This window comes from Paenibacillus tundrae, from assembly GCF_030812775.1.
Classification (GTDB): domain Bacteria; phylum Bacillota; class Bacilli; order Paenibacillales; family Paenibacillaceae; genus Paenibacillus; species Paenibacillus tundrae_A.
Map to the genome: position 1 here is coordinate 150963 of NZ_JAUSTI010000013.1, position 24255 is coordinate 175217.

The window sequence follows — 24255 nt, forward strand, 5'->3', positions numbered from 1 at the left end:
GTGAAGCAGTTTTAATTTTGAAAAATAAAGATGAGTATGCATTTGACTATTTACTTTGCTGTCTTCGTGTACTATAGTTAGCTACATGAGTAACTAACCAACTAACAAACTGAATGACTAACTAACTAACTAACTAACTAACACAACAGACACAGACTATTATCATTAAATAACGAAAGTTGGATCTGCATGAAATCGACTTTGGATGAATCACAGCCTATTTTCCATCAGATTGCGATGATGATTATGGATGATATTGTAGAGGGCCGACTAAGGGTGGAAGAGCAGGTTCCTTCCACCAATGAACTTTCACGGTTTTACAATATCAATCCAGCCACAGCACGTAAGGGGCTGCAATCGCTAGTGGACAAAGGCGTTATTTACAAACAGCGGGGAGTAGGCATGTTTGTAGCGAAGGGAGCGCGAGATATGTTGCTAATGGAACGAAAGGAACACTTTTACGAAGAGTATATTAGACCACTGCTGGAGGAAGCACGGAGAATTCATATGAACGAAGATATGATTATTGACTTGATTAAGGGCAAGCAAGATAAGGAGGATGAATCATGATCCAATTAGAGCAGGTTAGCTACAGCTATCAACAGACCACCGTACTCAAGAATCTGAATTTCCATGAAACGGAGCCTGTTATCAGCGGGTTATGGGGAAGGAATGGTGCTGGTAAGACGACACTAATGAGTTTGATTGCGGGTCATAATCGTCCTGCAAGCGGCACAATTCGTGTAATGGGGCAGAATCCATACAACAACCTCAAGGTGCAGGATCAGCTATGTTATATCCAAGAATCGCATCCACTCGGCAAAAGTTGGACTGTTCGGGATCTGGTTCGATTCGGACAGTACTTTCACTCTAGTTGGGATCAGGATTTGGCGGAACGGCTTATTGAGATGTTTGAACTACCTACTAAAAAGAAAATCGCCACCTTTTCCAAAGGTATGAATTCTGCGGCACAGATGATATTGGGACTCGCTAGTAATGCCGATGTTACCATACTGGATGAACCAACGAACGGATTGGATGCGGAGAAACGTAAGTATTTTTACCGCGCATTATTGGACAGCTATGAAGATCACCCGCGATTAATTCTCGTGTCCAGCCATCATATTGAAGAGATTCAGCCTTTGTGTGAGTCACTTATTGTTCTTCATGATGGGGAGATCCTCATACACCAACAGATGGAGGAGGTACGCGAACAAGGGGTTCTGCTAACAGGGGGAATTCAAGATGTTAGTGAAGTTGTGCAACATGCAAAGGTGTTAGAATCTTCTGAACTTGGCTCAACGTTGAAAGTGATGATCGATGCCCCATACTCTGCCGAGTGGAAGGAAATTGCTCGTGATCATCGTCTTTCCATTGAGAAGGCTACACTACAAGATTACCTCATAAACATTACACGGAAGTCGGAGAGGGTGAGAGGATGAATGCAATTCGTGGAACACATCGACTAATTCTGGAAGATATGCGTTGGTTTCTTAAATTGTTTACGTTGATAACCTTGTTGCTAGTTCTAGCCTATGTCGCAGTAGGACTTATATTTGATGTGAGTTTCCCAGCAGCGGCATTTGGCCCTATGTATGGGGGGATATGCGGTTTTGCTGTTTCAGGAATGGTTGCTATATTTCCTGTCGCCATCGGGCTAGGCAGCACAAGAACTCAGTTTATGAAGTCGTTCTACCTGAACTCAGCGGGGATGGTTATTGGAGGGATTACCGTCCTGAACGTGATTTATGTTCTGATGCATTTACTCCATGCGAGCGGAATACTGGGTGTGACATTATACCAGCCAGGTCAGTTGTATATGAGTGCGTACGAATGGTACTCCTATTACTGGATCGATCTCATGGTTGGATTCCTCATACTGGGTCTTTCTGCATTCGTTACGGTTAGTTGGATACGTTTAGGCTTCCGAAATTTCTTCATCCTATTCTTCACCATTGCGCTTGGACTCACGTTATTCATTACGCTGTCTGATCTAAGTGGATTGGTTCGCTGGATTATGGAAACGAACAGTGTCTTGCTATTCACTCTCTTAGGTGCAATCGGTGGTTGTCTGCTATTATCCACTTACCCTATGATGAAACATGTGCCCCTTGTACGAAAAGGTAGCAAAGACTAATGATAAGCCGGTGAAAGACCTGAAGGAAAAGGCGCTTCTCTCGCAACGAACCGGAAAGTAGGCAATAGTTAAATAAAAACGTAGAAATCCATGGTGATCAGAAAAACACGAGGGAGCATCAGCTCGCCTCGTGTTTTTGCGTACGTTTGTTTATTTTAATTAAGCCTGAGCTTGCGGTTTGAATCCTTCCTCATGAAGGTATTCGCCAGCTTCACTGCGTGATTCATAAGCCATCTCTAGATCCTGACCGGCATACACACACCACATGTCATTATCATATTTTAACGTGAGCGTTTGTCCTTCTTCATTGATCCAGACTCCGCCGCCTGACGAGAGTGTAACTGGAGGAGCAGATTCTTTTGAAGCTGGGGCTTTCTCAACCACTTCAATTGCGTCTGGGTTGTAGGACATCGCCTGAAGTGTTGCATCCAGCAATGTGCGCAGATCTGTTTCGGAGTAATCACGAATATTGACAAACCCTTTGGCATCCGTCTCATAGTTTGGCAGCAGCCCTGCATAGATATAACCATTACCGTTCGGGTGAATATGAAGTGCTACAATCTTCTTCTCATAGGCGCTGTCCTCGTAGTGGAAATTCACACGCCCCAGAGAAACATTTTTGCGCTGCAGCTGAGGATACGATTCTAAAATTTTAAGCTTTTGTTCAACGTTAAGCATATATGCCTCCTGTTACTTGTTAGGTAGAGGGATTATACCACAGGTGAAGGTTGTAAACATCTTCTGCTCATGAGGAGAATGCAGCATTACGAACAATCCTCATTATTATGATCCTTATGACCCCATTATAATACGTTGCCCAAGGGCTTTCAGGTGCTCCATCACTTGCAGATAAGGATAAGGCCCATAGCTGATTCGTGCCACTCCTAGTGCAGCCAGTTGTCTAGGTGAAGGCTCGGGGGAAGTGACCATCACGTTGACGGGAAGCGGCGACTGATCACACAGTTTTTTAATCCATTGTGACTGCTGTAATCCTGGAACGAATAGACCGCTAGCCCCTGCTTCTGCGTAAGCCTTGGATCGTGCGATGGCTTCATTGAGTAACGCTTCATTATGCTGCTCAGGAGCCTGTTGCAGAAATAAATCTGTGCGTGCATTGATAAAAAGAGGAATGCCTGCTTGCTCTGCAGCATCTCGAGCGGCAGATAACCTCAAACAATGCTCTGTGACCGTGTACAGACCTTCGCCAGTGGGAAGCTGATCCTCGATATTGATGCCTACCGCGCCATGATCCATGATTTGCGATATATTTTGCTTCAATTCTGACGCGGACCTGCCATACCCTCCCTCTATGTCGATGGTTACAGGCAAATCTACGCTTTTTGTAATGCGTTCGAGGTTAGCCAGTACCAGCTGGAACGGCAGAGCTTCTCCATCCTGCTCACCGTGGGCTGCGGCAACAGACCAGCTTCCGGTAGCAATAGCTGCGGCTCCTGTAGATTGAATGGTCTGTGCACTTCCAGCATCCCACACATTCACCAGCACAAGTGGTTTCCCCTTCACATGGTATTGATGAAATTGCTCAGCTTTATCTCTGATCGTGCGCTTGTTGGCGTTCATCTTGGTTTACTCCTTTATATACGAAATGCGCTGTTGAATTTACTGTTACGGCCTCTGTTTCTCGTGTTGGAGCAGCCAGTTTTTGCGAGTGATTCCCCCGCCGTATCCGCCAAGTTCACCACTTGTATTAATAACTCGATGACATGGAATGACGATCGCCAGTTGATTCGCTCCATTGGCTTGAGCTACAGCGCGACAAGCTGTCGGTTTACCCAGAGCAATTGCAATCTCTTGATAGGAGCGTGTTTCCCCTGCTGGAATCAATGATAATTGCTCCCATACCTTCTTTTGAAATGGTGTTCCTAAATAGAACAACGGTGTGTCGAACGTTGTCAGTGTACCGTCGAAATATTGTTCAAGTTCTTGCTCAATGGATTGAATGGGTGGAGTCATGCCAGGCACAATCGCTGACTTGGTTCGTATCCGTAGGCGTTCTACTTCGCGTTCAAGCCCTCGACGATCAATAAATTCAAGCAAATATAGTTGCTTCTGATCAGCTACAGCCATCATGGGGCCAAGGCGGGTGTCAATCCAGGACGCTTTGAGCACCTGTCCTTCATTTATATGTGTTGGGGCAGCACCCATAATGCGTGAGAACGCATCACGGAAGCCACTACTGGATTCATACCCTGTAGATAACTGGCTATCAATGACGGTGTGACCTGAACGGATATGTTTAAGTGCAAGTCCCATACGGCGAGCACGAGCATACTCCACAAAAGTCATGCCAAAGCGTTTTTTGAATTGACGCCTTGCCGTTGATTCATCAATAGATAGGTCTTTGAAATCCTGCTCTTTCCATCGTTTCTCCGGATTATTCTCAACAGCCTCAACTAGCAGGCGTACAACGTCTGATACGTGATTGGGATGGGATAGCGGGCGACAGCGCTGGCAAGGTCGGAATGAAGCGAGTAAGGCCTGTTGAGCGGTCTCATAGAACTCGCAGTTTTCGAATTTTGGTTTTCGAGCTGGACAAGTTGGGCGGCAGAATACACCTGTCGTTTTGACTCCAACATAGAACAGTCCTTCATACTTTGAGTCTTTGGTAAGAAGGGCTTGATAATATTGTTCTTTCAGATCATCAGCAATCATGGGCACACGTCCTTACGTTTATGAGAATGGATCATCGAACTGCATGCTCCTAGTATAAAAAAATCTTACCTATATTATCGCCGAAAATCAGGCATGGATTTTTTATTTTTTCTTAGTTATTTCCGTCGAAATAATGCGTAAATGATAGATCTATGCATATTTATATAGAAATCTGCCGATGTTGTTCAGAATTTGTTTAGAATGGAGTGGTATAATGTACCTACCTACAGGGATTAGTATAGGTCTATGATACCTACTTACACATATAGGTGAGAGGGAGTACTGACCCTTGAACAAGTGCAAAATAATGAACGGGTTACGCATTTGTAGGCGTGATGACTGAAGACATCGGAGATAGACAAATTGCGCGATTGTTGTTTGAAGGTCCAGGGGGGATCATCATGCGCTCGTTACATATAGGAATAGGAGCCAGGTTCGGAGGTTGACGAATGATGAGACATTCTACGTATCAGAGCATTTATGAGCCGGTGAGTCCAGCATCGGTTCAATGGAGTACAGGCGAGCTTAGAAAAAAATTGCTTCAACTTAAGGCGCGACCGTTGTTATTGAAAATTGCCATCATCTCTCTTATTGTGATTATTGGTTGTAGTACGATGTTAACTGCATTTGCAGGCGGAGAGGAAGACCTGCTTTCGGGGAGAAAGGTCATTGTTTCTCAAGGGGATACGCTATGGAATCTTTCCGTAGAGTATAAGCCGCAACAAATGGATACCCGGGTATTTGTAGAAGTTTTGAAAAAAATAAATAAGCTATCTTCTAACTCTATTCAAGCGGGGCAGGTCTTAATTTTGCCTCAATATGATGATAAGTAATAATATAGCATTGGTATAGCCCTTGGCTGTAGCCGTTCATCTGGTCTGCAATGTAGGAGATAACATAAATGAATAACGAACCTAAGTATCTTAGCGGATATTTAGGTTTTTTTGTTCCTATGCATAGAGATTACATAATATGGAGCTTCATGAGGAAGGATATCGTGTATTAGTTAAAGAGATGGTTGAATACATTAGCATATTTTTTGAATACGTATTTATCAACAGGAGGGATTCAATGATGAAGATCACATGGATGAAATCAACACGTTGGATAATTGCGTTATTGTGCATCATGGTGCTAACGAGTGCGTGCGGTGCTCGTAACAATAATGAATCTGTACAGGAACATGCATATCCGCAGTCGAAGGAGCCAATATCCGAAGCAGGGCCTGACTCAATTCCTAATGCTGATGCGAAGCAGGATAACGGATCGTACTCAGCGCAATCTGAATCCTCGGCTGATGCTGGAGATGGAATTGTGATCACTATCGATCAATCGGACAAGCTGACGGAAGCGAAGAGCTTTCGCTACTCGGTGAAGGATGTGCCAGAAGGATACACGTTATCTGAACTGCGGTGGACATCCAATCAGATCACAATCATTAATTCAGTACAAGAAGCAACTCAGCATGAAGCAGACGAGAATAAAGCAGACGGCAAGAAGGAAGGTTTCTACATCAAGGATGATAGTCAGCCCATGGAATTCAAATATACAGATGAAATGAAGGGTGAACGTGGTAAAGTAACGTTGGTGTATACGAATGAAGCTGGACAAGAAGTTTTGGCGGAACAAGAAGTCAAGCTGAAGAAATAAACAGCATATTTCTAGACTCACCCGTTTGAAATGGTATGAGCCCAAATGAATGCAATGCGCTAGAAATGCAGCACCTCCAAGTTTATCAGCCGATGTTCAGTCGGTTCGACTAGCTTGGAGGTGTGATTTGTTTTTGGATTAAATAGAGCCTTAAATCTAGAATCTGGGATTGCTACATAAAGTCGAAGAAATAACGCACAACATGAAACATGACGGGTGATGTGTAGGTAAGGCTGTCGACCCTGCTTAAATAGCTTTTCTTGAGTTCATCAAACTTGTTATCATCCCCAATTAGCAAATCCCGCTTCAATACAGATACGGTCAGACTGCCAAAGAAACCTGCGAGGCTGATCAGCACCCCAATGAACAGGGCGAATCCTGCATCAAACGGTGTAAGGTACGGATGGATGAAGTAGGAGGCTGCCGTTGTGATGACCAAGGAACAGGCGAATCCTTCCCATGTCAAAAATGGATTGGCCGTAGGCACGACTTTTCGCTTGCCCAGATAGAGAGAGACCACATAATGGATGACATCATTAAGCTGAGTTAGCACCACTAAGAATAATACTAGCTTCGATCCATACTCAGGTGTAGCAAAAGGGAAGTAAGCAAGGTGGCTGAGTCCGAACACCATGAGCATCAGTCCCCACTGTGTAGAGCTGACACTGCGTAGGAAGCCTACCGTTCCTTTGTTAATTAATCGCGGGAGAGGCAGTACTAAGAAAACATACAACGGAATGAAAATGATAAACATCCCATACCATCCAATATAGATCCAGTAGAACTGAGCGGGTACCGCTAGATATGCCCATAGGAACAACCTGCGGTCAGCTTTGCGTGTACTGCGGATCATGGAGAAGTATTCCTTGAGTGCGAAGAAGGCAAGCACCATAAGGGAGAGCAGGGAAACGATAGGGTTAAATAGTGTGGCAAGACAGAAGATTAGGAGCATGCCCCACCAGGTTTTGATTTTGTTGCCGATGCCCGAATAGTCTTTGTCCGGCTGTAACTTTGCAATGATTTTGTACACGATATGTATAACGAGTAGTGCAGTGAATATTAAGGTTAATGTGAATAATGAACTGCTCAACGAAGGATCACCTGCTTATCCAAAATAAGATTCCATAAAAGGGTACCTATGTTATTATGAAGGAATAGTGACCATCTGATAAGGGGAAATTTTGTTATGACCGATCAACGCTCCATCTATATCCTGCTCACGAATACAGGAACCTTGTTTACCAAAGTCATTCAGAGTTACACCAAAGCACCCTATAATCATGCCTCGATCTCATTTAACCGGGAGTTATCCGAGCTATACAGCTTCGGTCGTAAACATCCAAGCAATCCGCTGAACGGTGGGTTTGTGAAGGAAGATATCCAGACAGGTACATACAGCAAATATCCGAACACGACATGTGTTATTTACGAGCTTCAGGTGACAGACCGTGAAGTGGAAAAAATGAAACGTGTGCTACATATCTTCATCCGTAGCCGCCAGAAATATATGTATAACTTGCTTGGCGTCATCGGCATTACGCTGAAAGAGCCTGTCGAGTTTAGCAACTCCTACTTTTGTTCACAGTTTGTAGCAGAAATATTACAGCGATCCGGAATCAAGCTCTGGAACAAGCTGCCTGCCTTAGTGACCCCGGATGATTTTCGCCAAAGTGAAAGACTCGCGCTTGTGTATGAAGGGAAGCTGAGTGATTACAAGCCGAGAAATGGAGATTTGGACGTGGGAGAATAATATGAGATGAAACAAGCCTGTTGCTATGGATTTCTGCCAACAGGCTGTTTGTGTAACACATTATGAATTGATCTACTGATAAGTTCATGATATGCAAGTAAAGAACAAGTTCAGAATTTAGTAGAAGTAGCTACAGTTACTGTGAAGTTACCAAATCGCAGAGCCCACTCTAGAAAATAATCACCTTATAGTTGGTTAATAACCAATGATAATTTGACGATGATCCCGGTACTTTCTAATCTAACGAATCATAGTGAAGTTATCCCACGATGAAGTAGGAGATTCAACTACTTTGGAAGCTTTCTTTTACAAATAACTTCGCCAGGTTCGTTATAATCAGCATCTCAGCATTATCGGTCGTACCTTATCGTAAAATACTCATTCTTGTGCAGAGCTTGGATAGAAGCTACCCTCTTGCAGTTGGTTTACAAATCCCTGGAGCCAAATATAATATTGCTCCGCATGTTGAAGTTTGTGCAGGTCACGTAGTGCCTCATTTCGGTCTTCTGGCGAGGTATGCTCCGAAAGGATGATTGCCGATAGATCAGGAATGACTTCTCGTATGCCCTCTAACATCACATCCACTTCCCGCTGTAGCTTCGATCCGAAGAAGTTCTGAAAGGTGCGATAGAAATCCGTTTCAGCCAGGTACTGATCCTGCCGATCCTTCTTCTCCTCCAGCTTATATATCATCTGTGACTCCGTAAGTGAACGAACAGCATAGCTCATATTACTTTTACTCATGTTCATAGAGGTCTTCATCTCTTCAAGTGTCATCGGTCGATCCTCAAAATACATAACCCCATACAATTTGCCAAACGTATGATTAACCCCATACAGATCCATCGTGTTGGCGATGGCGTCGATGACCTTCTCCCTCAGCTCATACCGATCGGGCAATGAAGAATGATTCAGGTTCCCGGTAGTTTCTTTCACCACAATGTCACCTCAAGTTTATGATAGCGTTCCCACTAGCTTCTTCATATTTTACATGAATCAATTCAATTTTAACATAACTATGAAATAGATTTTTCAATACAATTGTACAATCATTTTTGTACGGAATAAATAAACAATTGTTTCATGCCAAACTTTTCTAAAAGATTAAAGAAAAATTGAACATAAGGAGTGGGGGAATTGCGATTAAAGCTATGGAGGGAGTCTGAAGCGGTATTTTTCACGTTGCCGGCTCTAATCCCTTTGCTGGTGTTCTGGCTGGGGCCTCTCGGATATATCGTTTATCTCAGTTTCACCGATTGGGACTTCATGAGCCCAGACAAATTATTCGTTGGTTTAGATAATTACAGCTATTTACTGACCAACTCTGAATTCTATCAATCCTTGAGGGTGACGTTGTTATTCGGATTAGGAAGTGTCATTCCAACCATCGTTGGTGGATTAGCACTGGCGATGCTCATGAATAGCAAGATCAAATCAACCGGAATCTTCCGGACATTACTCTTCTCACCATGGGTAACCCCAACGGTTGCGGTATCCATCGCATGGTCTTGGATCTTCGAGCCAGAGGTAGGGCTTGCTAATCTCATGCTGGGCTGGGCGGGCGTATCTCCCATTGGTTGGTTGCGTGACATGGATTGGGCACTGGTTGCGGTACTGATCGTTACCCTGTGGAAGTCGATTGGCTGGGCGATGGTGTTCTATCTGGTTGCACTGCGCAACCTGCCCTCTGATCTGCTCGAAGCAGCTTCCATTGATGGGGCAGGTAGTTGGGACAAGTTCCGAAGTATTACACTGCCGCTGATCTCACCAACGACGTTCTTTCTCTCCATTATTCTGACGATTCAGTCACTACAGGCTTATGACCAGATTAACGTCATGACGCAGGGTGGACCAGCGGGATCGACAAGAACGTTGCTGTATATGTATTACCAGTCTGCATTTGAATCCTTCAATGTAGGTGAGGCTTCATCCATCGCCGTTGTGATTATTCTGATCTGCGTACTGCTCTCGGGAGTATCCTTCCTGCTTGGCAGACGTTTGGTGCACTACTAATGACAATGACGATGCCTAATAAGAAGATTCAGAAGAGGATGAAGCGCAAGGAGATGCAGAATGTGTCGGTAAAATTGAAACTAAGTAAACTCATACGCTATCTGTTACTAGCAATGATTGCGCTAGGTACAGCATTTCCTTTCTATTGGATGGTCATTAGCGGATTCAAAACAAATGATGAGATCTGGCAATTCCCGCCGACCTTCTGGCCGGAAACATTCTTGTGGAGCAATTACGTGGATGCTTGGAATGCCGCACCATTTGCTCGTTACATTTTGAACAGTACCGGGGTAGCCTTGGCGATCTGTCTATTCCAAATCGTTAACTCCAGTATGATGGCGTATGCACTGACTCATATGAAATTCCGCCTCAAAGGTGCACTGACCTCCTTAATTCTGGTGGGTTATATGATCCCGAGTACGGCTGTGTATCTGCCGAGTTACATGGTGCTTAGCGAGCTTAACTTGCTGGATTCCTACACAGGCTTAATTGTATCCAACTGTGTTAGTGTATTCTCGATTTTCTTAATCCGTCAAGCGTTCATGCAGGTATCTCATGAATTGGTAGAAGCAGGACAGCTGGATGGTGCATCACATTTCCGAATCTTATGGACCATTATCGCACCACTTGTTCGATCAAGCTTCGCCGTAATGGTACTGATTACGTTTATCGAACAGTACAACAATTATTTCTGGCCGATGCTGATCACCAAAGACCCTGATCTACAGCTTGTATCGGCTGGTCTGAGAAGCTTCTTCGTCGAAGGTGGGGCATATGGACTGGCGTGGCCGCAAATTATGGCTGCGAGTGCCTTCACCATCGCACCACTCCTTGTTCTCTTCTTGTTCACGCAGAAAACGATCATGCAGAGTGTCAATATGACGGCTGGTGTGAACAAGAACTGACACGAGTCACCGAACACCTAGCATCAACTAGATATACGTTATCAACCGTACTAACCACATTTCACCTAAACGGGAGGAACAACAATGAAGTGGAGTCAAGCGAACATGACATGGAAAAACAGACTGAGGTCCAACTGGAAGGGTGGTATGTCCCTCGTACTGGCAGCGAGCTTTGCTCTACTGACAGCTTGTGGATCATCTACACCAGCCGAGTCCAATACAACGGCTGCTGCAAGTGGAACAGAAACTCAGGCGAAGGCGCCGGTAGAGATTGAATTTTGGTATGGTCTCGGTGGTAATCTGGGTGACAACATGAAGAAGACGATTGATGCGTTTAATGCTTCCCAGGACGAAGTCGTTGTCAAAGGAATTGTACAGGCAGACTACACAGAGACCGAACAGAAGCTGCAAGCAGCGATTGCTTCCAAGAAGGTTCCAGCGGCTGTGCTTAGTGCCAATATCGACTGGGCGCGCAAAGGTTATTATGCACCTATGGATGAGATGATCGCAGCAGATTCGAATTTCCAGAAGGATGACTTCATTCAAACGTTCCTGAACCAAGGCGAAGTGGACGGCAAACAATACTTCCTGCCAATGTACGGAACAACTCAAATCATGTATTACCGTATGGATACGCTCAAAGAGAACGGAATCGACCCAGCAAGCCTGACGTCATGGGAGAAGCTTGCTGAAGCAGCAGCGAAAATGAGCAAACAAGAGAATGGCAAGACCACCTTCTACGGCTGGCAGCCCATGTGGGGTAGAGACAACATGATTGATGCCGTCATGGGTAAAGGTGGACAGATTCTTAGTGAGGATGGCACAACGGTTATGGTTGATTCCCCAGAGTGGATCGAGACATGGGATCTGTTCCGTAAATGGATTCACGAAGACAAGATCATGGGCATCGAGTACGGTGGTCAAGGTTGGGAATATTGGTACAAAACGATTGATAATGTGATGAAAAATAAAGCAGCAGGTTACACGGGCTCCAGTGGTGACCAAGGTGACCTGGACTTCAGCATTGTCGCTGCAATGCAACAACCAGGCTGGGAAGGTATTGGTGAAGGTAAGCCCGTTGCCAATGCAATTTTGGCAGGTATCCCGGCAGCAGCAAGCCCTGAGCAACAACAAGCAGCATATAAGTGGCTGACGTATTTCTCTAAGAATGAAAATACAGCTGCATGGTCAATGAACACAGGTTATATCGCAGTTCGTCAATCTGCTCAAGATGATCCAGAGTTCAAGAAGTTCAGTGAAGAAAATCCACAAATTACAGTACCACTTCAACAAGCAGCTCATGCATCCGCTCCATTCCGTGATCCAACGGGTGGTAAGATCAATGATGCATTGAAGGATGCAGCAGATAAAGTGCAGATCAACAACGTTTCGGCAGCAGAAGCACTGAAGGAAGCGAAAGAGAAAGCTCAGAAAGAGCTTGATCGTATCGCGAAGTAAGGCTAAGCTACCTTTCACTGTAGATCTAGAATAACTTAATCAGTATTGATACTGGGATTATATTGACAACAGAAGCAATCAAGCCGGGAGGGCGGTACATGCAAGATGTACCGTCCTTTCGGTTCATTACGATGGTAGATAAGGAGTTTATCAGATGCAACAAGAGGAGACGTATGTAGGTGGATTGCCTCATCCGATTCAAGCAGTCCTATTTGACAAAGACGGGACTTTACTTGATTTTACAGGCATGTGGGGGTTCTGGACCGATTGTGTGCTTAATGACTTCAGAGAACGGTTGGCTGCCAGAGAAATGCATATCGATGCCGCTGATATTCCACTAATCTGGGGTACGTTCCATGATGAGCAGGGACGTATGAATGGATATGATGTACGCGGACCACTCGCCATGGGGACGATGGATGAAGTATATGCCGTACTGACCTGGCATGGATACCGAGCAGGATTGAGCTGGGCTGAAGCCAAGATCATGGTGCGAGATTGCCTGGCGCATGCAGAGGAAGCGATGGAGATTCATCGTCCTGCACATCCACTACAAGGTGTCCGTAAATTTTTAGAGCAATGCCGTAACCAAGGTGTTGCTATGGGAGTTGTCACAGCAGACGACACCCCTAGTGCGGTTAAACATCTGCAATGGATGGGGCTGGAATCATTCTTTGATGTCGTGATCGGTACGGATCTTGTGCATCGCGGCAAGCCTTTTCCCGATATGGTGTCGCTCGCTTGTGTGAAGTTAGGCATACCTGCTTCGCAGGTTGTCGTTATTGGTGATACGGATGGTGATATGGAGATGGCGCGTGCGGCTGGTGCGGCTTATAAGATTGGAATCGGAGAACCGGGGCGACTTACACTCGCAGATCGAACGATTCAGTCATTTCATGAACTTCTGAATGGTGGTTTGGCGAATGACTAATGCTCAAACGTATCTGGGGTGGGTACTGCTCGCCCTCGCCATTGGACTAGAGCTGAGCGCCACCATTTTGCTCAAAGTATCGGACGGTTTCTCTCGATTATGGCCTTCGGTGATGATGTTTGTCTGTTATGGGGCAAGCTTTACGTTTCTCAATTTCGCAGTGAAATATATGCCTCTAGCTGTGGCTTATGCAATCTGGTCTGGCGTGGGGATTACACTTATTGGTGTTGTGGGTCATTACTATTTTGGTGAACGTCTCCGGTTAACTTCTATGGTATGGATTGGCTTTATTCTGATTGGCATTATTGGACTGAAATGGAGTGATTCCTGATGAAAAATGAACATTTGCCTGAGCTACCTCTAGCCAGCTTTCAGGTGATTACGGATACGCATGTACGAGATGATGCAGGTCATATTCATAACCGGCATATGGAGCAAGCTTTGGCGGATATAGCAACCTTCAGTCAAGGAAGCAGTGGCATTATGCATGTTGGTGATGTGACGGATCGAGGTCTACCGGGCGAGTATCGTGAACTAGAGCGCATACTGAATCAACACGCTGGGAACTTGCCTGATATCCGTTACACAGTGGGGAATCATGATATTGGCGCCATCGTGTTTCAAGAACCTCCGCTGGCTCTGATGGCAATGACGTCTGCCGAAGTAGCAGAGTTGTTAAAGCAAGATAAACATGTGGAGCTAACAATAACGCAAACGAGGGCTGAATCAGCTGCGCTGGTCGAGCAGTTATCCCGCGGTTTGTATACCGTACCTACTCATGCTTCTTCAGGTGGGAAGCCTGTTCCTTCCGAAGCTGAGCCGATTACGGTTGCCGAATTGTGGCATCGTCGGTTGAGTGATTTTGTAGCCAATACAGGTATGCAACGTGCTTATCACGATCACTGGATTGATGGGTATCATTATATCTTCTTAGGTACGGAGCAGCCTCATCCGAAGGATTGTGAGTTGTCTGCCGAACAATTGGTATGGCTTGAGCTTACATTGGCTGAGCATGCGGCGTTAGATCGTCCAATCTTCCTGTTCCTGCATCAGCCACTCATGGATACGGTAGCGGGATCAATGAAAGAACAAGGCTGGTACGGGGTGAATCAGGATGCTGAGCTTAAGGCGATTCTGGCTCAGTATCCACAGGCTATTCTTTTCACAGGTCATACCCACTGGCAGCTTGAAGCACAGCGTACGATGTACGATGGAGAAGGGCGCATGCCAACGATGTTTAATGCCTCTTCTGTTGGTTATCTCTGGACGGATCAGGACGAGCATCTGGAGGGCAGTGAAGGACTTCACGTGGAGATTTACAAGGATCGGGTCGTTGTGAAGGGACGAAACTTCGTGACAGGTGAATGGATTGAGGGTGCGGAGTTTACGGTACATTATCCGGCATTGGATTAATCATGAGGCAATCATAAGTGGACAGAAGTGCACAGAAGTGCACGTGTGCGAGTTTGTCTACGTTAAGGGGGTCATCCTTGGATAAGGGTGGCTCTTTCAGTTTCAGGTAGATTATTCCATTCTATTTTTGGTACAGTGTAGGTTGGATTGTTTTAGTTTGGATATGCTGCCTCTGAAAGCATGCACACAGCATGACCTACCAAGACCATAGTGCTCACGGTCAGTCCTCGAAATTTCGGAGAAAGGAGGCTAGATTAATGAAAGGGCACTATGCCCTACTATTAATACATATCAGCCTGATTGTATCGGTTGTTTCTTTTAAGGGTTAGATTAGATCATACAGAGGTGGAACTTAAGAATGCCGCAAGACAGAAGTTACAGTTTGAAAGAGGTAGTTAAACAACTAGGCTTAATACTGCTATTGCCTGCAATCCTTTTTATCATTACATCCTTAATTCTAGAGAGTATAGGCATAAAATATGTAGATACAACGTTTATATTTTTATTGTTTCAAATCATAACGTATACGTGGTTCCTTGCTATTAATAAAAGGTTCAGAGAATACATACGTGATCCATTATGCTCCAAAGTAAAGATAAGGACAGCTGCCTTCTATATCATCGCTGGGTTTGTATTGATGGCACTAACTTCCGTACTAGTCTTAGGAACTGGAATAGAGACCAACGAGGGTCAGCGGCATCTCTTTGAATCGAGTGATCTTCATTCTGCCATGACGTTTCAAACGATCTTTGCTGCCCTAGCTATTTCTACAATTATTCCGTTCTTCGAGGAACTGCTGTTTAGAGGATTGCTCTTCACGACACTATCCAACAAATATGGAGCATGGTGGGCAATAATCATCTCTTCGTTGATATTTGGTATGCTGCACGGTGGTGTTTTTATAGCTACATCCATTTTTGGGCTCGTGTTTGGCTACATTTTTTATAAAACAAAATCACTGCTCCCAGGCATTGTACTCCATATGATCTGGAACTCATTAAGTGTGTTTCTCACATAAGACATGTCGACAGAGAGAGCAAGTTAGAAGAAGAAAGTTCCACGTGAAACGTAGTAGAATAGCAGGGATTGGGTAAAGTTGTAAATGGGTATGCCAACGATTTATACTCAAATAGATACACATGCGAATCACTTAAAGTGCGTGTTCAGAAGCTTACTTTTTGAGAAACCTTTTAAATGTTAGTTTAACCTATCCATGGAGAGGAAGTAGAAGCGGCATGAGAGAACTTCAAGTTGAAACGAAGTATGGTACAGTTCAAGGCGAGCTTTTGCATGGTACACGTGTGTGGAAAGGTATCCCGTATGCCAAACCGCCAGTAGGGGAGTTGCGTTTTCAAGCGCCAGTACCACCGGAATCATGGCATGGAGTAAGACAGGCTACACAATTTGGGCCTGAGAATATACAGCCTCGCCACGATTCAGATTGGACAGGTGGGCAACGGCCAGTGGAATCAGAGGACAGTCTATATCTGAACATCTGGGCACCGGAAAAAGAAAGCACTAATCCTCTACCTGTTATGGTATGGATTCATGGGGGTTCATTCGTATCGGGCTCAGGCAGTCAGCCGATGTACGATGGAACGCAATTAGCGCATAGAGGTGATGTCATCGTTGTCACCATCAACTACCGACTTGGGTCACTTGGTTTCCTGCATATGGCTCCACTCGGTGAATCCTATGTAACGAATGCAGGTCTGCTTGATCAGGCGGCAGCTCTACAGTGGGTGAAGGACAATATCTCGGCGTTTGGCGGGGATGCGAACAATGTTACGGTATTCGGAGAATCGGCAGGTAGCATGAGTATTGCAGCTCTAATGGCTATGCCTGCGGCGAAAGGATTGTTTAACCGTGCCATCATGCAAAGTGGAGCTTCACAGTTCATCACTGCGGAACAAGCATCTGCGATGCGTGAGGGAATGTTGAAGATTCTTGGCGTTGAGCTAGACAATCTGCAAAAACTGAGAACCATTCCGGCAGAGGAGATTATCGCAGCAGGTGAGATTCTTAAACAGCAGATCGGAGCTGGGATGGCTCTGTTATTCCAGCCTGTACTGGATGGCAATACCCTACCTCAGACTCCACTTGAAGCGGTGAACGCAGGTTCTGCGCAGGACATTCCTGTATTGATTGGAACAACACGGCATGAAGGTGCGCTGTTTATCCAGCCACATGTGCCTTTCTCACCCGAGATTGATATGGTACAAGGTGTGGACTTTATGGCACCAGATCTGGAGAACCGTGTAGCCATTGCAGATAGTTATCCCAAAACGGCAGATGGCCAAGCTCAGGTGATGACGGATCTCTTCTTCTGGCGTTCATCGTTACAATATGCGGCCGCTCAGCAGAAGCATGCACCTGTATGGATGTATCGCTTCGATTGGGTAATGCCAGAGCATCCATTGTTAAAAAGAGCCATCCACAGTATTGAAATGTTCTTTGTGTTCAATACATTACCCGTGTTGAAATTCATGAATGCCGAGCCGGATGAGGCAGCAGCAGAACTTGCGCTCAAGGTGCAGGATGCCTGGATTTCCTTTGCCAAGCACGGTAAGCCGGAGACTGCGGGTGTAGCTTGGCCTGCATATGAACAGGATCGTGCAACGTTAATTTTTAACCATGAAATTGAAGTCGTGCATGATCCTGAAGCGTCTAAGCGGGAGTTACTAGGTCTATAACGTATAATGTGTATAACGTGGTATAACGAAGTTCGTTACTCTATTTTCCCAAGAGTATGAACACCGCGGTGCACATTTGGATTTTCATATTTAAAGGTCAGCTGGGTTGGAACAAGAATAAGGCGACTTCCATATTACTGTAGATGGGAGTCGCCTTTTCTTATGCAGATTGATGGACGTTAGTATCTATAGAAGCCTACATCTATTTTCTAGAGGCGCGCGTGTGGGATACCTCGTCAAAGTAGAAGGAACGTTTGCCTCCAGAGAACAGCACCATCAACACATGAATGATAAGGATGACGTAAACGACCATGTACAACATAATCATACCCACCGACAGCCAGATCAGATAAGGCTGTAGGAGCCCATCACGTGTATTTTGGAAAGCATAATCGTTAACCAACCGAATGATCGTAAAGGACAGCCATGGCACATAAAGAGCAATGAATCTTTTGAAAATAGAGCTATACGTAGGCTCACCTGTCTGTTGATTAACATAACGGAATCGCAAGATGGCTGAGCCTGGAGTCACTCCATTTCGCAGCCATGGAACAAAGAACAGTACAATAAATATACCTACGGAGGTATTCAGCACATCGTTGATCACATTAGAATCGGTGAAGATTGACAGCACATTAGAGATAAACACGACGATAATCCCATCGATCATTAATGCGAGCAATTGTGCCACAGGATATACGCGGTTCTGCTCCACAATCTGTTCGCTTTTCGCCTGGATGCTTGCCCGTGAAGGAAACAGTGCGAGTAGAATGGGTGCTGTGAAATATCCAAGTACCGCGCCTGATGTGTTCGCTAATAGATCATCCACATCAAATAGTCGGTAGGGACAGCTGTAATAACCGTAAAGTCCAGTGAGCTGTGTTAGCTCGAAGAATAAGGAAAGTCCGAAGCCACTAATCAATGCAACTTTCCAGTAGGATCTTTTTTGTAAGAAGTACCGAAGGTAAACGCCCAGTGGCATAAGCAATAGAATATTAAACAAAACCTGTAGGAACGCTCTACCCTGAATCATACCAAGATAGGTGGAGGGCTGTGACCATACGATGGGCGTCTCGCGCATAATGTCCTTCACAAACGTGAACGGGACAAGGTTGTAATAGATCGTGTCAGCCGCATGCTGCGCGCAGGTGTTTCGTGTTGCTGGCAATGGGAGAATGACGAGACAGTAGGCAGCCAGAATGTAGAAGATAAACGAAAAGCTAACGAGAAAGCGAGACCAGCTAAAAAAGCCGTCTTTGCGATAACCGTAGATTAGCCACGGAACGAGCAGGAACATCGACATGACGACGAAGATAGCCAATGCCGCCTGTACAGGAAATACATAGGAAGACATGTGAGAGAACTCCTTTATAACGTAATAGAGATAGATCTGTTTATGTGACCCTCAATGGGGAAAGCTTCGTAATTTATCGCTCAGCGTGTTGGACTGGATAGTTATATGTTAAAGCGATCCCCTTAATGTAAGGGATGATTGAACCTTAAATTTGGTTTAAATTCGGTGAGTTTACTTTGGGTATTAGGCATATCTAGGTGGAAGACTGTGGCGTAATCCCTTATACTTGCGATGAAGCCAATATAAGAGGTTGTTCAAAAAGTCCGCTTTTGATTACGAAGGATGCCTGTCGGCATATCAGCATCGAATATGGGATTCAGCCGAAATGTCCGTTGCTCACGTAGTTTTGCCTACGCTCTGCTACTCCATTTCTATCTTCATCCCATCTTCTCGGTACTGAAAACCGCCCTTTTTGAACACGCACTATAAGAATGGAGAGTTTAATACATATGTCGAATTTGCCTAACTGCCCGAAATGTAATTCCGAGTACACCTACGAGGATGGCAACCTGCTCGTGTGTCCAGAATGTGCTCATGAATGGTCTTTGGAAGCTGAGAACGAGAATACAGAGGATAGCAAAGTTGTGCGGGATGCTAACGGAAATGTGCTGAATGATGGTGATACGGTAACGGTCATTAAAGACCTGAAGGTGAAAGGTAGCTCACTCGTCGTGAAGCAGGGCACCAAGGTGAAGAATATCCGTCTGATCGATGGAGATCATGATATTGATTGCAAAATCGATAGCCTAGGTGCGATGAAGCTCAAGTCCGAATTTGTGAAGAAAATCTAGTTATATGTTAGTCTGAGCCGTAGTAACGACCTCTAAGAAAGATGTAGCATGTAAAAGAATGTTCAATTTCGCATATTGTGCGAACTGGATGTTCTTTTTTTGTTATTAGACACGTCAATAAAAAATGAACCTTTCCAAGCAGGGCTTTGTCTATAGATTTGAAGCAGGCAGAAGTACAGAAAGGAGGGTGGATTTTGAGCGACAAAGAATTGTTCGAGATGTACAACAAGGATGTGTACCGCACCTGTTATTACATGCTCCATCATGCGCAGGATGCGGAGGATGTATGCCACGATGTGTTCATCACCGTATTTCGGCAGGACTGGAGAAAGGTTGAATATATGAAGACGTGGTTGATGAGAATCACGGTGAACCATTGTCTTAATTTTCTCAAGAAGAAGCAATCTGCTAAAGAGCGGGAGAAGAAACAGTTTATGCTCACAGCGCAGACCACAGCGCATTCCGCAGATCAGGCAATGGAACAACTAGAGGAATCGGAAGCGTGGAAACAATGGATTCATGAATTACCTGAGAAGATCCGTTCAGCCATACTGCTGCGGTATGTGAATGAACTGAGTTTGTCAGAAGCTGCGGAGATTCTAGAGGTGCCGATCGGAACGGTGAAGTCCAGAGTGTATAAAGGGCTGCGGCTATTACGAAAGAAATGGGAAAAGGCCAGAAAGCTCCATCAGAAAGGGGAAGTATATGGTGAAAAGTACAGAAAATCTATTGTCTCATCATCTGAAAAATGATAAAGATATGCCCTATCCTGACTTTGATGCAATGTGGAATCAGATTAGCCAGGATCAAGAACGTTGTCCCGCATTACATGTATCAGGAACCAGAGAATACGCAGGACGACGTATACAATTCAAGAAGACGGTACTGATTGGAACGGCCGCAGTTGTGTTGTTGGCAACACCGGTATATGCCGCAGTTCATTATAACTGGGATGATCTTCTGGATGGCAGAAGTGGGATTCAGCATGCCTTACAGATGGAGCTTGGACAGCAGCTTAACCAGTCGATGACGTTAGATGGAGTAACGTTGACGCTGGATACTGCTTTTACAGATGATAACCGTACGGTCATCTTGTATACACTTGATCCTGGGAAGTATACGGGCGACAACATCGAGTTCTCCTCTATCGGTCTTCAGGGTGAGGATGGCAAGCTGATTGAGGGCAGGTACAACCATGTATATGATTCAGATGAAAGCAAGTTTAAGGGATACTTTGAGACCGAGTGGACACCCCAAGGTAAGCTTGCAGATGTTCACTTTACCGTGAGCGGCATTCAGATGTTAGTTCCTGCAGAGGCTCCACTTACCATCGATCCGTTGCAAAAGAAGGTGCAAAACTTCAACATCGATAAGGACGGTCTGGGAACGTTAGAAGTGAGTGCGTTCAATGACAAGCAAAATCAGGTGATGTTGTCTACGTCTCTAACTTTTGAGCAACCTGAGGTTCGTGACTATGCCTTCCCTCAGGTGATCATCTACGATCATGATGGCAATGTAATCAAGGGAAGCACCGGAGGTGTCTTTGGTACACCGGGCGATCATGGCGAATACACCGCAGAGCAGTACTATAGCCTAGAGACGTTGAAGCAATCGGCTGCATCCTATGTGCTAGCTTATAATAGACAGGAAAGTCAGGTGAAACAAGCGTTCAACATCGACATCCAATTGGATAAGACGGAGATGCTCAGTGGAACGAGTACAAGAGCACTGAACTTACCTATGGAAGGTCTGCCCGAAGGAGCGCTGATCAAAGAAGCCATTATTACCCCCACACAGATCAGAGTGATTATTAGTCACCAGGAGAAATATATGCCATTGTCCTATGTGAATTACACACTGGATGTGGAGGGAGCAACGTTGCACGGTGGGTTGATGAACGGTGGCCTGGAGTATGAAACAGAGCTTCGTTTTGAGGTAACGCCGGGTATGGAAGTGAATCAGGACACCCCGATCACCTTGATCGCTAGTCACAAAATCAACCGATTCCACGGTGAATTCGAGCCGGTTACGTTGACACAGATCAGTGAGAAGCCGCAACAATTGGATACCGTGCTCGGGGGTTACGTTGTTCATTGGACATATTATCGCAAAGATGGGGATTTGTACGTGGAGCGGTATAGCGACAATCCTCGGTTTGGCGGGGTGAATCAGACATATATGATCGAGAACGGTAAACGAAGCTATGGCAACATGTCCAAGATTCAATTCTCCGGTGATGGCGATAACAAGGGTATCGATCAATACAAGCAATACACAGCGGATACGGCAACCGTGTACCCTTGGGCGTACAGCACAGAGGAGCCTGAAAGCGAAGTATCGGTTCAATTGCAAGAGAAAACGAAATAAGATTGACAGGAAATATATGGGCGGACTATACTGATTAGAATTTATTGATCTAAACGATAAACGCGCTGATCAGGAGTACTAAGAAATATGGTTGGTTCAGAGAACTGTCGCTATGGTGTGAGGCAGTCCAGCCCTATCCCCAACTCGCCTGTGAGTGGCAGGATTGAATGGTGTATATGCAGTTTATGCATATGCCTAGGCACAAGCTGAGGTACATGCTAAGTATACAGAGCTTCAGTACAAAGCCGAGCCAACTGTAGATCCTGACGGTTCATCTCCGTGATCAGATGCTAAGATTCTATGACTTATTCATATGTATTTGATGAATCCTGTCATGGATGAAGAAGAGTGGTACCGCGAAGGTCTAACCTGTCGCCTCTTAGCTGAGGCGGCAGGTTTTTTGCTTTTTTTGACCTATACATTCAGAAAAAGGATAGGTGGCAAAGGTGAAGAGAGAGCGTATTATTGATTACTATTCGGGTTTCGATGAGTGGGGAAGGCTGGAACGAGAACCGCTTGAGTTCATCATCAATATGCATTACATCAAGGAGCATCTTCCGGCTGGCGGTTGTATTCTCGATAACGGCGCTGGGCCAGGGAAGTATGCGATGGAGCTGGCTAAGTTGGGGTATCGCGTTACTTTGTCCGATCTGACACCTGTCTCAGTCGATATTGCACAGCAGAAGGCGCAGGAGCTTGGCGTGATGCAGCAATTTGATGGATTCCATGTGCTGGATGCAACTTCGCTCTCAGGTATCGCGGATGAAACGTATGACGCATCCCTGATGCTGGGGCCGTTATATCATCTACAGACCGAGGCTGAGCGAGCGGCGGCTGTACAGGAGTTGCATCGGGTGACCAAACGGGGAGGCGTGGTGTACATCGCGATGCAAAGCCGAATGCGTATGAGTATCAATTCGCTACGTTCACCGCAGCAATGGAAGCCGAACGATCATATGGGAGCCATCCGTTCTTTTGTAGAAAAGGGGATATTCGATCATCAGGATGAGGGACGATTTACGGGGGCATATTACTTCAACATTCAGGACGTCACCCCGTTTATGGAACAGCATGGCTTCGCGACAGAAGCGTTGATTGGTTCATCCAGCCTAGGGGTTATGCTCACAGATGAGCAGCAACAATACTGGCGGGATCTCGGCGAATATGATGAACTGATCCGTTATATGATTGAAGCGGCGAAAGACCCGTCGATCCTGGGAATCTCTTCACATCTGTTGTACATCGGGAGGAAAAAGTAGTACTCAGTGCATTAAAATTATTTTTCAGGTGAATAGCTCAGAGATACAATTGTACACATGATATAATACAAGCATCTAATGATCCGGAGGTGTCACTATGCAATGGAAGGAAGTGCAGGAACGTTTCCCTAATGAATGGGTCGTTTTTGAAGCAACCAAGGCACATTCAAGAGAAGGCCAGCGCTATATCGAAGAGATGAGTATCATTGATTCATTCGATGATTCAACGGAGGCATTGAAACGCTATAGTGAATTGCATCAGGAGAACCCTAAACGGGAGTACTGTTTTTTTCATACTTCGCGTTCAGAAGTTGTGGCGAGAGAGCGGTATGTTGGGATTAGAGGCCCCAGATGAACATAAAAGAGATGTATGGTCTACCTTTTGTAAGTATACAAATTGAGTTTAGAGGGAAGAAAGTAACTCTCGAACACGTACTGCTCGATACTGGCTCAGCCAGTACGTTATTAAATGCAGATGTAGTCAGAGGGATAGGAATGGTTCCTGAAGAGAATGACGTCGTTAATATTATTAGAGGTGTAGGCGGTATAGAGTACGTATATACCAAGTTGCTAGACTCAATTACGGTGGATGGAGCGCTACTTCACAATTTTGAGATTGAGATAGGAAACATGGATTATGGTCTAGAGCTAGACGGAATTTTAGGTTTCAACTTTATGAGCCAAACAGGTGCTGTAATAGATGCAAACGATATGGAGCTACGAATAAGTCAGCTATAAATATAGAAAAAATAAGAAAAGTACCCTCTGTCTTAAACTGTACCCTATAGAGTAGACACTTTAAAAAAGTCTCTCTATGGGGTATTTTTTATGTATGCCACCAAAGAGACCGGAATGGAGATACAA

General features: G+C 45.1%; 26 protein-coding genes. 20 read left to right on the forward strand and 6 right to left on the reverse strand.

Annotated elements, in window-relative coordinates; all coding sequences use genetic code 11:
* Nucleotides 1–189 precede the first annotated feature (189 nt).
* Genes J2T19_RS20880 through J2T19_RS20890 form a run of 3 tightly spaced genes read left to right on the forward strand, consistent with a single transcriptional unit; the run spans nucleotide 190 to nucleotide 2137 of the window.
* Complete coding sequence (locus J2T19_RS20880) at nucleotides 190–570, forward strand: GntR family transcriptional regulator (protein ID WP_307219146.1); 381 nt, start codon at nucleotides 190–192, stop codon at nucleotides 568–570.
* Nucleotides 567–1442, forward strand: coding sequence for an ABC transporter ATP-binding protein (locus J2T19_RS20885; protein WP_307219148.1), 876 nt, complete (start codon nucleotides 567–569; stop codon nucleotides 1440–1442). Before J2T19_RS20880 ends, J2T19_RS20885 begins: the two co-directional genes overlap by 4 nt.
* A complete protein-coding gene (locus J2T19_RS20890; protein WP_307219150.1) occupies nucleotides 1439–2137 on the forward strand; it encodes a hypothetical protein in 699 nt (232 codons plus the stop codon). The genes J2T19_RS20885 and J2T19_RS20890 overlap by 4 nt, the downstream gene beginning before the upstream one ends.
* Nucleotides 2138–2296: 159 nt before the next feature.
* On the opposite strand, the gene J2T19_RS20895 is transcribed toward J2T19_RS20890, so the two are convergent.
* The 3 genes from J2T19_RS20895 to J2T19_RS20905 all read right to left on the reverse strand — a co-directional run bounded on the left by J2T19_RS20895 (nucleotide 2297) and on the right by J2T19_RS20905 (nucleotide 4807).
* On the reverse strand, nucleotides 2297–2815 hold the full coding sequence (locus J2T19_RS20895; RefSeq protein ID WP_307219152.1) for a hypothetical protein: 519 nt from the start codon (nucleotides 2813–2815) through the stop codon (nucleotides 2297–2299).
* Between the two features lie 114 nt (nucleotides 2816–2929).
* Nucleotides 2930–3715 (reverse strand): isocitrate lyase/PEP mutase family protein, encoded by a 786-nt coding sequence (locus J2T19_RS20900; protein WP_307219154.1) that lies wholly within the window; start codon nucleotides 3713–3715, stop codon nucleotides 2930–2932.
* Between the two features lie 45 nt (nucleotides 3716–3760).
* Complete coding sequence (locus J2T19_RS20905; protein WP_307219156.1) at nucleotides 3761–4807, reverse strand: bifunctional transcriptional activator/DNA repair enzyme AdaA; 1047 nt, start codon at nucleotides 4805–4807, stop codon at nucleotides 3761–3763.
* Nucleotides 4808–5256: 449 nt separating this feature from the next.
* On the opposite strand from J2T19_RS20905, the gene J2T19_RS20910 reads away from it, so the two are divergent.
* Complete coding sequence (locus J2T19_RS20910) at nucleotides 5257–5640, forward strand: LysM peptidoglycan-binding domain-containing protein (RefSeq protein ID WP_307219158.1); 384 nt, start codon at nucleotides 5257–5259, stop codon at nucleotides 5638–5640.
* A gap of 241 nt (nucleotides 5641–5881) precedes the next feature.
* The gene (locus tag J2T19_RS20915) at nucleotides 5882–6457 is read left to right on the forward strand and encodes a hypothetical protein (protein WP_307219160.1); all 576 of its coding nucleotides are present in this window, start codon (nucleotides 5882–5884) and stop codon (nucleotides 6455–6457) included.
* Nucleotides 6458–6629: 172 nt separating this feature from the next.
* Here the strand turns inward: J2T19_RS20915 and J2T19_RS20920 are convergent, their stop codons facing one another.
* Nucleotides 6630–7547 carry a phosphatidate cytidylyltransferase gene (locus tag J2T19_RS20920; protein WP_307219162.1) on the reverse strand — a complete coding sequence of 306 codons (918 nt, stop codon included), beginning with the start codon at nucleotides 7545–7547 and terminating at the stop codon, nucleotides 6630–6632.
* A gap of 96 nt (nucleotides 7548–7643) precedes the next feature.
* Between J2T19_RS20920 and J2T19_RS20925 the strand changes: the two genes are divergently transcribed.
* A complete protein-coding gene (locus tag J2T19_RS20925; protein WP_307219164.1) occupies nucleotides 7644–8207 on the forward strand; it encodes a hypothetical protein in 564 nt (187 codons plus the stop codon).
* Between the two features lie 378 nt (nucleotides 8208–8585).
* On the opposite strand, the gene J2T19_RS20930 is transcribed toward J2T19_RS20925, so the two are convergent.
* Nucleotides 8586–9146: a GbsR/MarR family transcriptional regulator gene (locus J2T19_RS20930; protein ID WP_370874918.1), complete on the reverse strand. Its 561-nt coding sequence runs from the start codon at nucleotides 9144–9146 to the stop codon at nucleotides 8586–8588.
* Between the two features lie 198 nt (nucleotides 9147–9344).
* On the opposite strand from J2T19_RS20930, the gene J2T19_RS20935 reads away from it, so the two are divergent.
* The 8 genes from J2T19_RS20935 to J2T19_RS20970 all read left to right on the forward strand — a co-directional run bounded on the left by J2T19_RS20935 (nucleotide 9345) and on the right by J2T19_RS20970 (nucleotide 17620).
* A complete protein-coding gene (locus J2T19_RS20935; protein ID WP_307219168.1) occupies nucleotides 9345–10220 on the forward strand; it encodes a carbohydrate ABC transporter permease in 876 nt (291 codons plus the stop codon).
* A gap of 113 nt (nucleotides 10221–10333) precedes the next feature.
* Complete coding sequence (locus J2T19_RS20940; RefSeq protein ID WP_370874920.1) at nucleotides 10334–11125, forward strand: carbohydrate ABC transporter permease; 792 nt, start codon at nucleotides 10334–10336, stop codon at nucleotides 11123–11125.
* An 84-nt stretch (nucleotides 11126–11209) separates the two neighbouring features.
* The gene (locus tag J2T19_RS20945; RefSeq protein WP_307219170.1) at nucleotides 11210–12583 is read left to right on the forward strand and encodes an ABC transporter substrate-binding protein; all 1374 of its coding nucleotides are present in this window, start codon (nucleotides 11210–11212) and stop codon (nucleotides 12581–12583) included.
* Between the two features lie 154 nt (nucleotides 12584–12737).
* The gene (locus J2T19_RS20950) at nucleotides 12738–13514 is read left to right on the forward strand and encodes an HAD family hydrolase (RefSeq protein WP_307219172.1); all 777 of its coding nucleotides are present in this window, start codon (nucleotides 12738–12740) and stop codon (nucleotides 13512–13514) included.
* Nucleotides 13507–13845, forward strand: a complete 339-nt coding sequence (locus J2T19_RS20955) for a DMT family transporter (protein WP_307219174.1) — start codon at nucleotides 13507–13509, stop codon at nucleotides 13843–13845. The genes J2T19_RS20950 and J2T19_RS20955 overlap by 8 nt, the downstream gene beginning before the upstream one ends.
* Nucleotides 13845–14927 carry a metallophosphoesterase family protein gene (locus J2T19_RS20960; protein ID WP_307219176.1) on the forward strand — a complete coding sequence of 361 codons (1083 nt, stop codon included), beginning with the start codon at nucleotides 13845–13847 and terminating at the stop codon, nucleotides 14925–14927. The genes J2T19_RS20955 and J2T19_RS20960 overlap by 1 nt, the downstream gene beginning before the upstream one ends.
* Nucleotides 14928–15285: 358 nt before the next feature.
* Nucleotides 15286–15945 (forward strand): CPBP family intramembrane glutamic endopeptidase, encoded by a 660-nt coding sequence (locus tag J2T19_RS20965; protein ID WP_307219178.1) that lies wholly within the window; start codon nucleotides 15286–15288, stop codon nucleotides 15943–15945.
* 217 nt (nucleotides 15946–16162) lie between these two features.
* Nucleotides 16163–17620 (forward strand): carboxylesterase/lipase family protein, encoded by a 1458-nt coding sequence (locus J2T19_RS20970; RefSeq protein WP_307219180.1) that lies wholly within the window; start codon nucleotides 16163–16165, stop codon nucleotides 17618–17620.
* Between the two features lie 202 nt (nucleotides 17621–17822).
* On the opposite strand, the gene J2T19_RS20975 is transcribed toward J2T19_RS20970, so the two are convergent.
* Nucleotides 17823–18974: a VanZ family protein gene (locus J2T19_RS20975; RefSeq protein ID WP_307219182.1), complete on the reverse strand. Its 1152-nt coding sequence runs from the start codon at nucleotides 18972–18974 to the stop codon at nucleotides 17823–17825.
* A gap of 449 nt (nucleotides 18975–19423) precedes the next feature.
* Between J2T19_RS20975 and J2T19_RS20980 the strand changes: the two genes are divergently transcribed.
* The 6 genes from J2T19_RS20980 (at nucleotide 19424) to J2T19_RS21005 (ending at nucleotide 24129) form a co-directional block, all read left to right on the forward strand.
* A complete protein-coding gene (locus J2T19_RS20980) occupies nucleotides 19424–19765 on the forward strand; it encodes a zinc ribbon domain-containing protein YjdM (protein ID WP_128104109.1) in 342 nt (113 codons plus the stop codon).
* Between the two features lie 194 nt (nucleotides 19766–19959).
* Nucleotides 19960–20517: an RNA polymerase sigma factor gene (locus J2T19_RS20985; RefSeq protein ID WP_307219184.1), complete on the forward strand. Its 558-nt coding sequence runs from the start codon at nucleotides 19960–19962 to the stop codon at nucleotides 20515–20517.
* A complete protein-coding gene (locus J2T19_RS20990; RefSeq protein ID WP_307219186.1) occupies nucleotides 20474–22132 on the forward strand; it encodes a DUF4179 domain-containing protein in 1659 nt (552 codons plus the stop codon). The genes J2T19_RS20985 and J2T19_RS20990 overlap by 44 nt, the downstream gene beginning before the upstream one ends.
* Nucleotides 22133–22578: 446 nt before the next feature.
* Nucleotides 22579–23391, forward strand: a complete 813-nt coding sequence (locus tag J2T19_RS20995) for a class I SAM-dependent methyltransferase (RefSeq protein ID WP_307219188.1) — start codon at nucleotides 22579–22581, stop codon at nucleotides 23389–23391.
* Between the two features lie 97 nt (nucleotides 23392–23488).
* A complete protein-coding gene (locus tag J2T19_RS21000) occupies nucleotides 23489–23746 on the forward strand; it encodes a hypothetical protein (protein WP_307219190.1) in 258 nt (85 codons plus the stop codon).
* Complete coding sequence (locus J2T19_RS21005; protein WP_307219192.1) at nucleotides 23743–24129, forward strand: retropepsin-like aspartic protease; 387 nt, start codon at nucleotides 23743–23745, stop codon at nucleotides 24127–24129. Before J2T19_RS21000 ends, J2T19_RS21005 begins: the two co-directional genes overlap by 4 nt.
* Nucleotides 24130–24255: the final 126 nt, after the last annotated feature.

Excerpts from the sequence above, each read along its gene's own strand:
- J2T19_RS20880 (WP_307219146.1), top strand. The coding sequence starts at position 190 with ATGAAATCGACTTTGGATGAATCACAGCCTATTTTCCATCAGATTGCG.
- J2T19_RS20885 (WP_307219148.1), top strand. The coding sequence starts at position 567 with ATGATCCAATTAGAGCAGGTTAGCTACAGCTATCAACAGACCACCGTA.
- J2T19_RS20890 (WP_307219150.1), top strand. The coding sequence starts at position 1,439 with ATGAATGCAATTCGTGGAACACATCGACTAATTCTGGAAGATATGCGT.
- J2T19_RS20895 (WP_307219152.1), bottom strand. The coding sequence starts at position 2,815 with ATGCTTAACGTTGAACAAAAGCTTAAAATTTTAGAATCGTATCCTCAG.
- J2T19_RS20900 (WP_307219154.1), bottom strand. The coding sequence starts at position 3,715 with ATGAACGCCAACAAGCGCACGATCAGAGATAAAGCTGAGCAATTTCAT.
- J2T19_RS20905 (WP_307219156.1), bottom strand. The coding sequence starts at position 4,807 with ATGATTGCTGATGATCTGAAAGAACAATATTATCAAGCCCTTCTTACC.
- J2T19_RS20910 (WP_307219158.1), top strand. The coding sequence starts at position 5,257 with ATGATGAGACATTCTACGTATCAGAGCATTTATGAGCCGGTGAGTCCA.
- J2T19_RS20915 (WP_307219160.1), top strand. The coding sequence starts at position 5,882 with ATGAAGATCACATGGATGAAATCAACACGTTGGATAATTGCGTTATTG.
- J2T19_RS20925 (WP_307219164.1), top strand. The coding sequence starts at position 7,644 with ATGACCGATCAACGCTCCATCTATATCCTGCTCACGAATACAGGAACC.
- J2T19_RS20940 (WP_370874920.1), top strand. The coding sequence starts at position 10,334 with ATGATTGCGCTAGGTACAGCATTTCCTTTCTATTGGATGGTCATTAGC.
- J2T19_RS20945 (WP_307219170.1), top strand. The coding sequence starts at position 11,210 with ATGAAGTGGAGTCAAGCGAACATGACATGGAAAAACAGACTGAGGTCC.
- J2T19_RS20950 (WP_307219172.1), top strand. The coding sequence starts at position 12,738 with ATGCAACAAGAGGAGACGTATGTAGGTGGATTGCCTCATCCGATTCAA.
- J2T19_RS20955 (WP_307219174.1), top strand. The coding sequence starts at position 13,507 with ATGACTAATGCTCAAACGTATCTGGGGTGGGTACTGCTCGCCCTCGCC.
- J2T19_RS20960 (WP_307219176.1), top strand. The coding sequence starts at position 13,845 with ATGAAAAATGAACATTTGCCTGAGCTACCTCTAGCCAGCTTTCAGGTG.
- J2T19_RS20965 (WP_307219178.1), top strand. The coding sequence starts at position 15,286 with ATGCCGCAAGACAGAAGTTACAGTTTGAAAGAGGTAGTTAAACAACTA.
- J2T19_RS20970 (WP_307219180.1), top strand. The coding sequence starts at position 16,163 with ATGAGAGAACTTCAAGTTGAAACGAAGTATGGTACAGTTCAAGGCGAG.
- J2T19_RS20975 (WP_307219182.1), bottom strand. The coding sequence starts at position 18,974 with ATGTCTTCCTATGTATTTCCTGTACAGGCGGCATTGGCTATCTTCGTC.
- J2T19_RS20980 (WP_128104109.1), top strand. The coding sequence starts at position 19,424 with ATGTCGAATTTGCCTAACTGCCCGAAATGTAATTCCGAGTACACCTAC.
- J2T19_RS21000 (WP_307219190.1), top strand. The coding sequence starts at position 23,489 with ATGCAATGGAAGGAAGTGCAGGAACGTTTCCCTAATGAATGGGTCGTT.
- J2T19_RS21005 (WP_307219192.1), top strand. The coding sequence starts at position 23,743 with ATGAACATAAAAGAGATGTATGGTCTACCTTTTGTAAGTATACAAATT.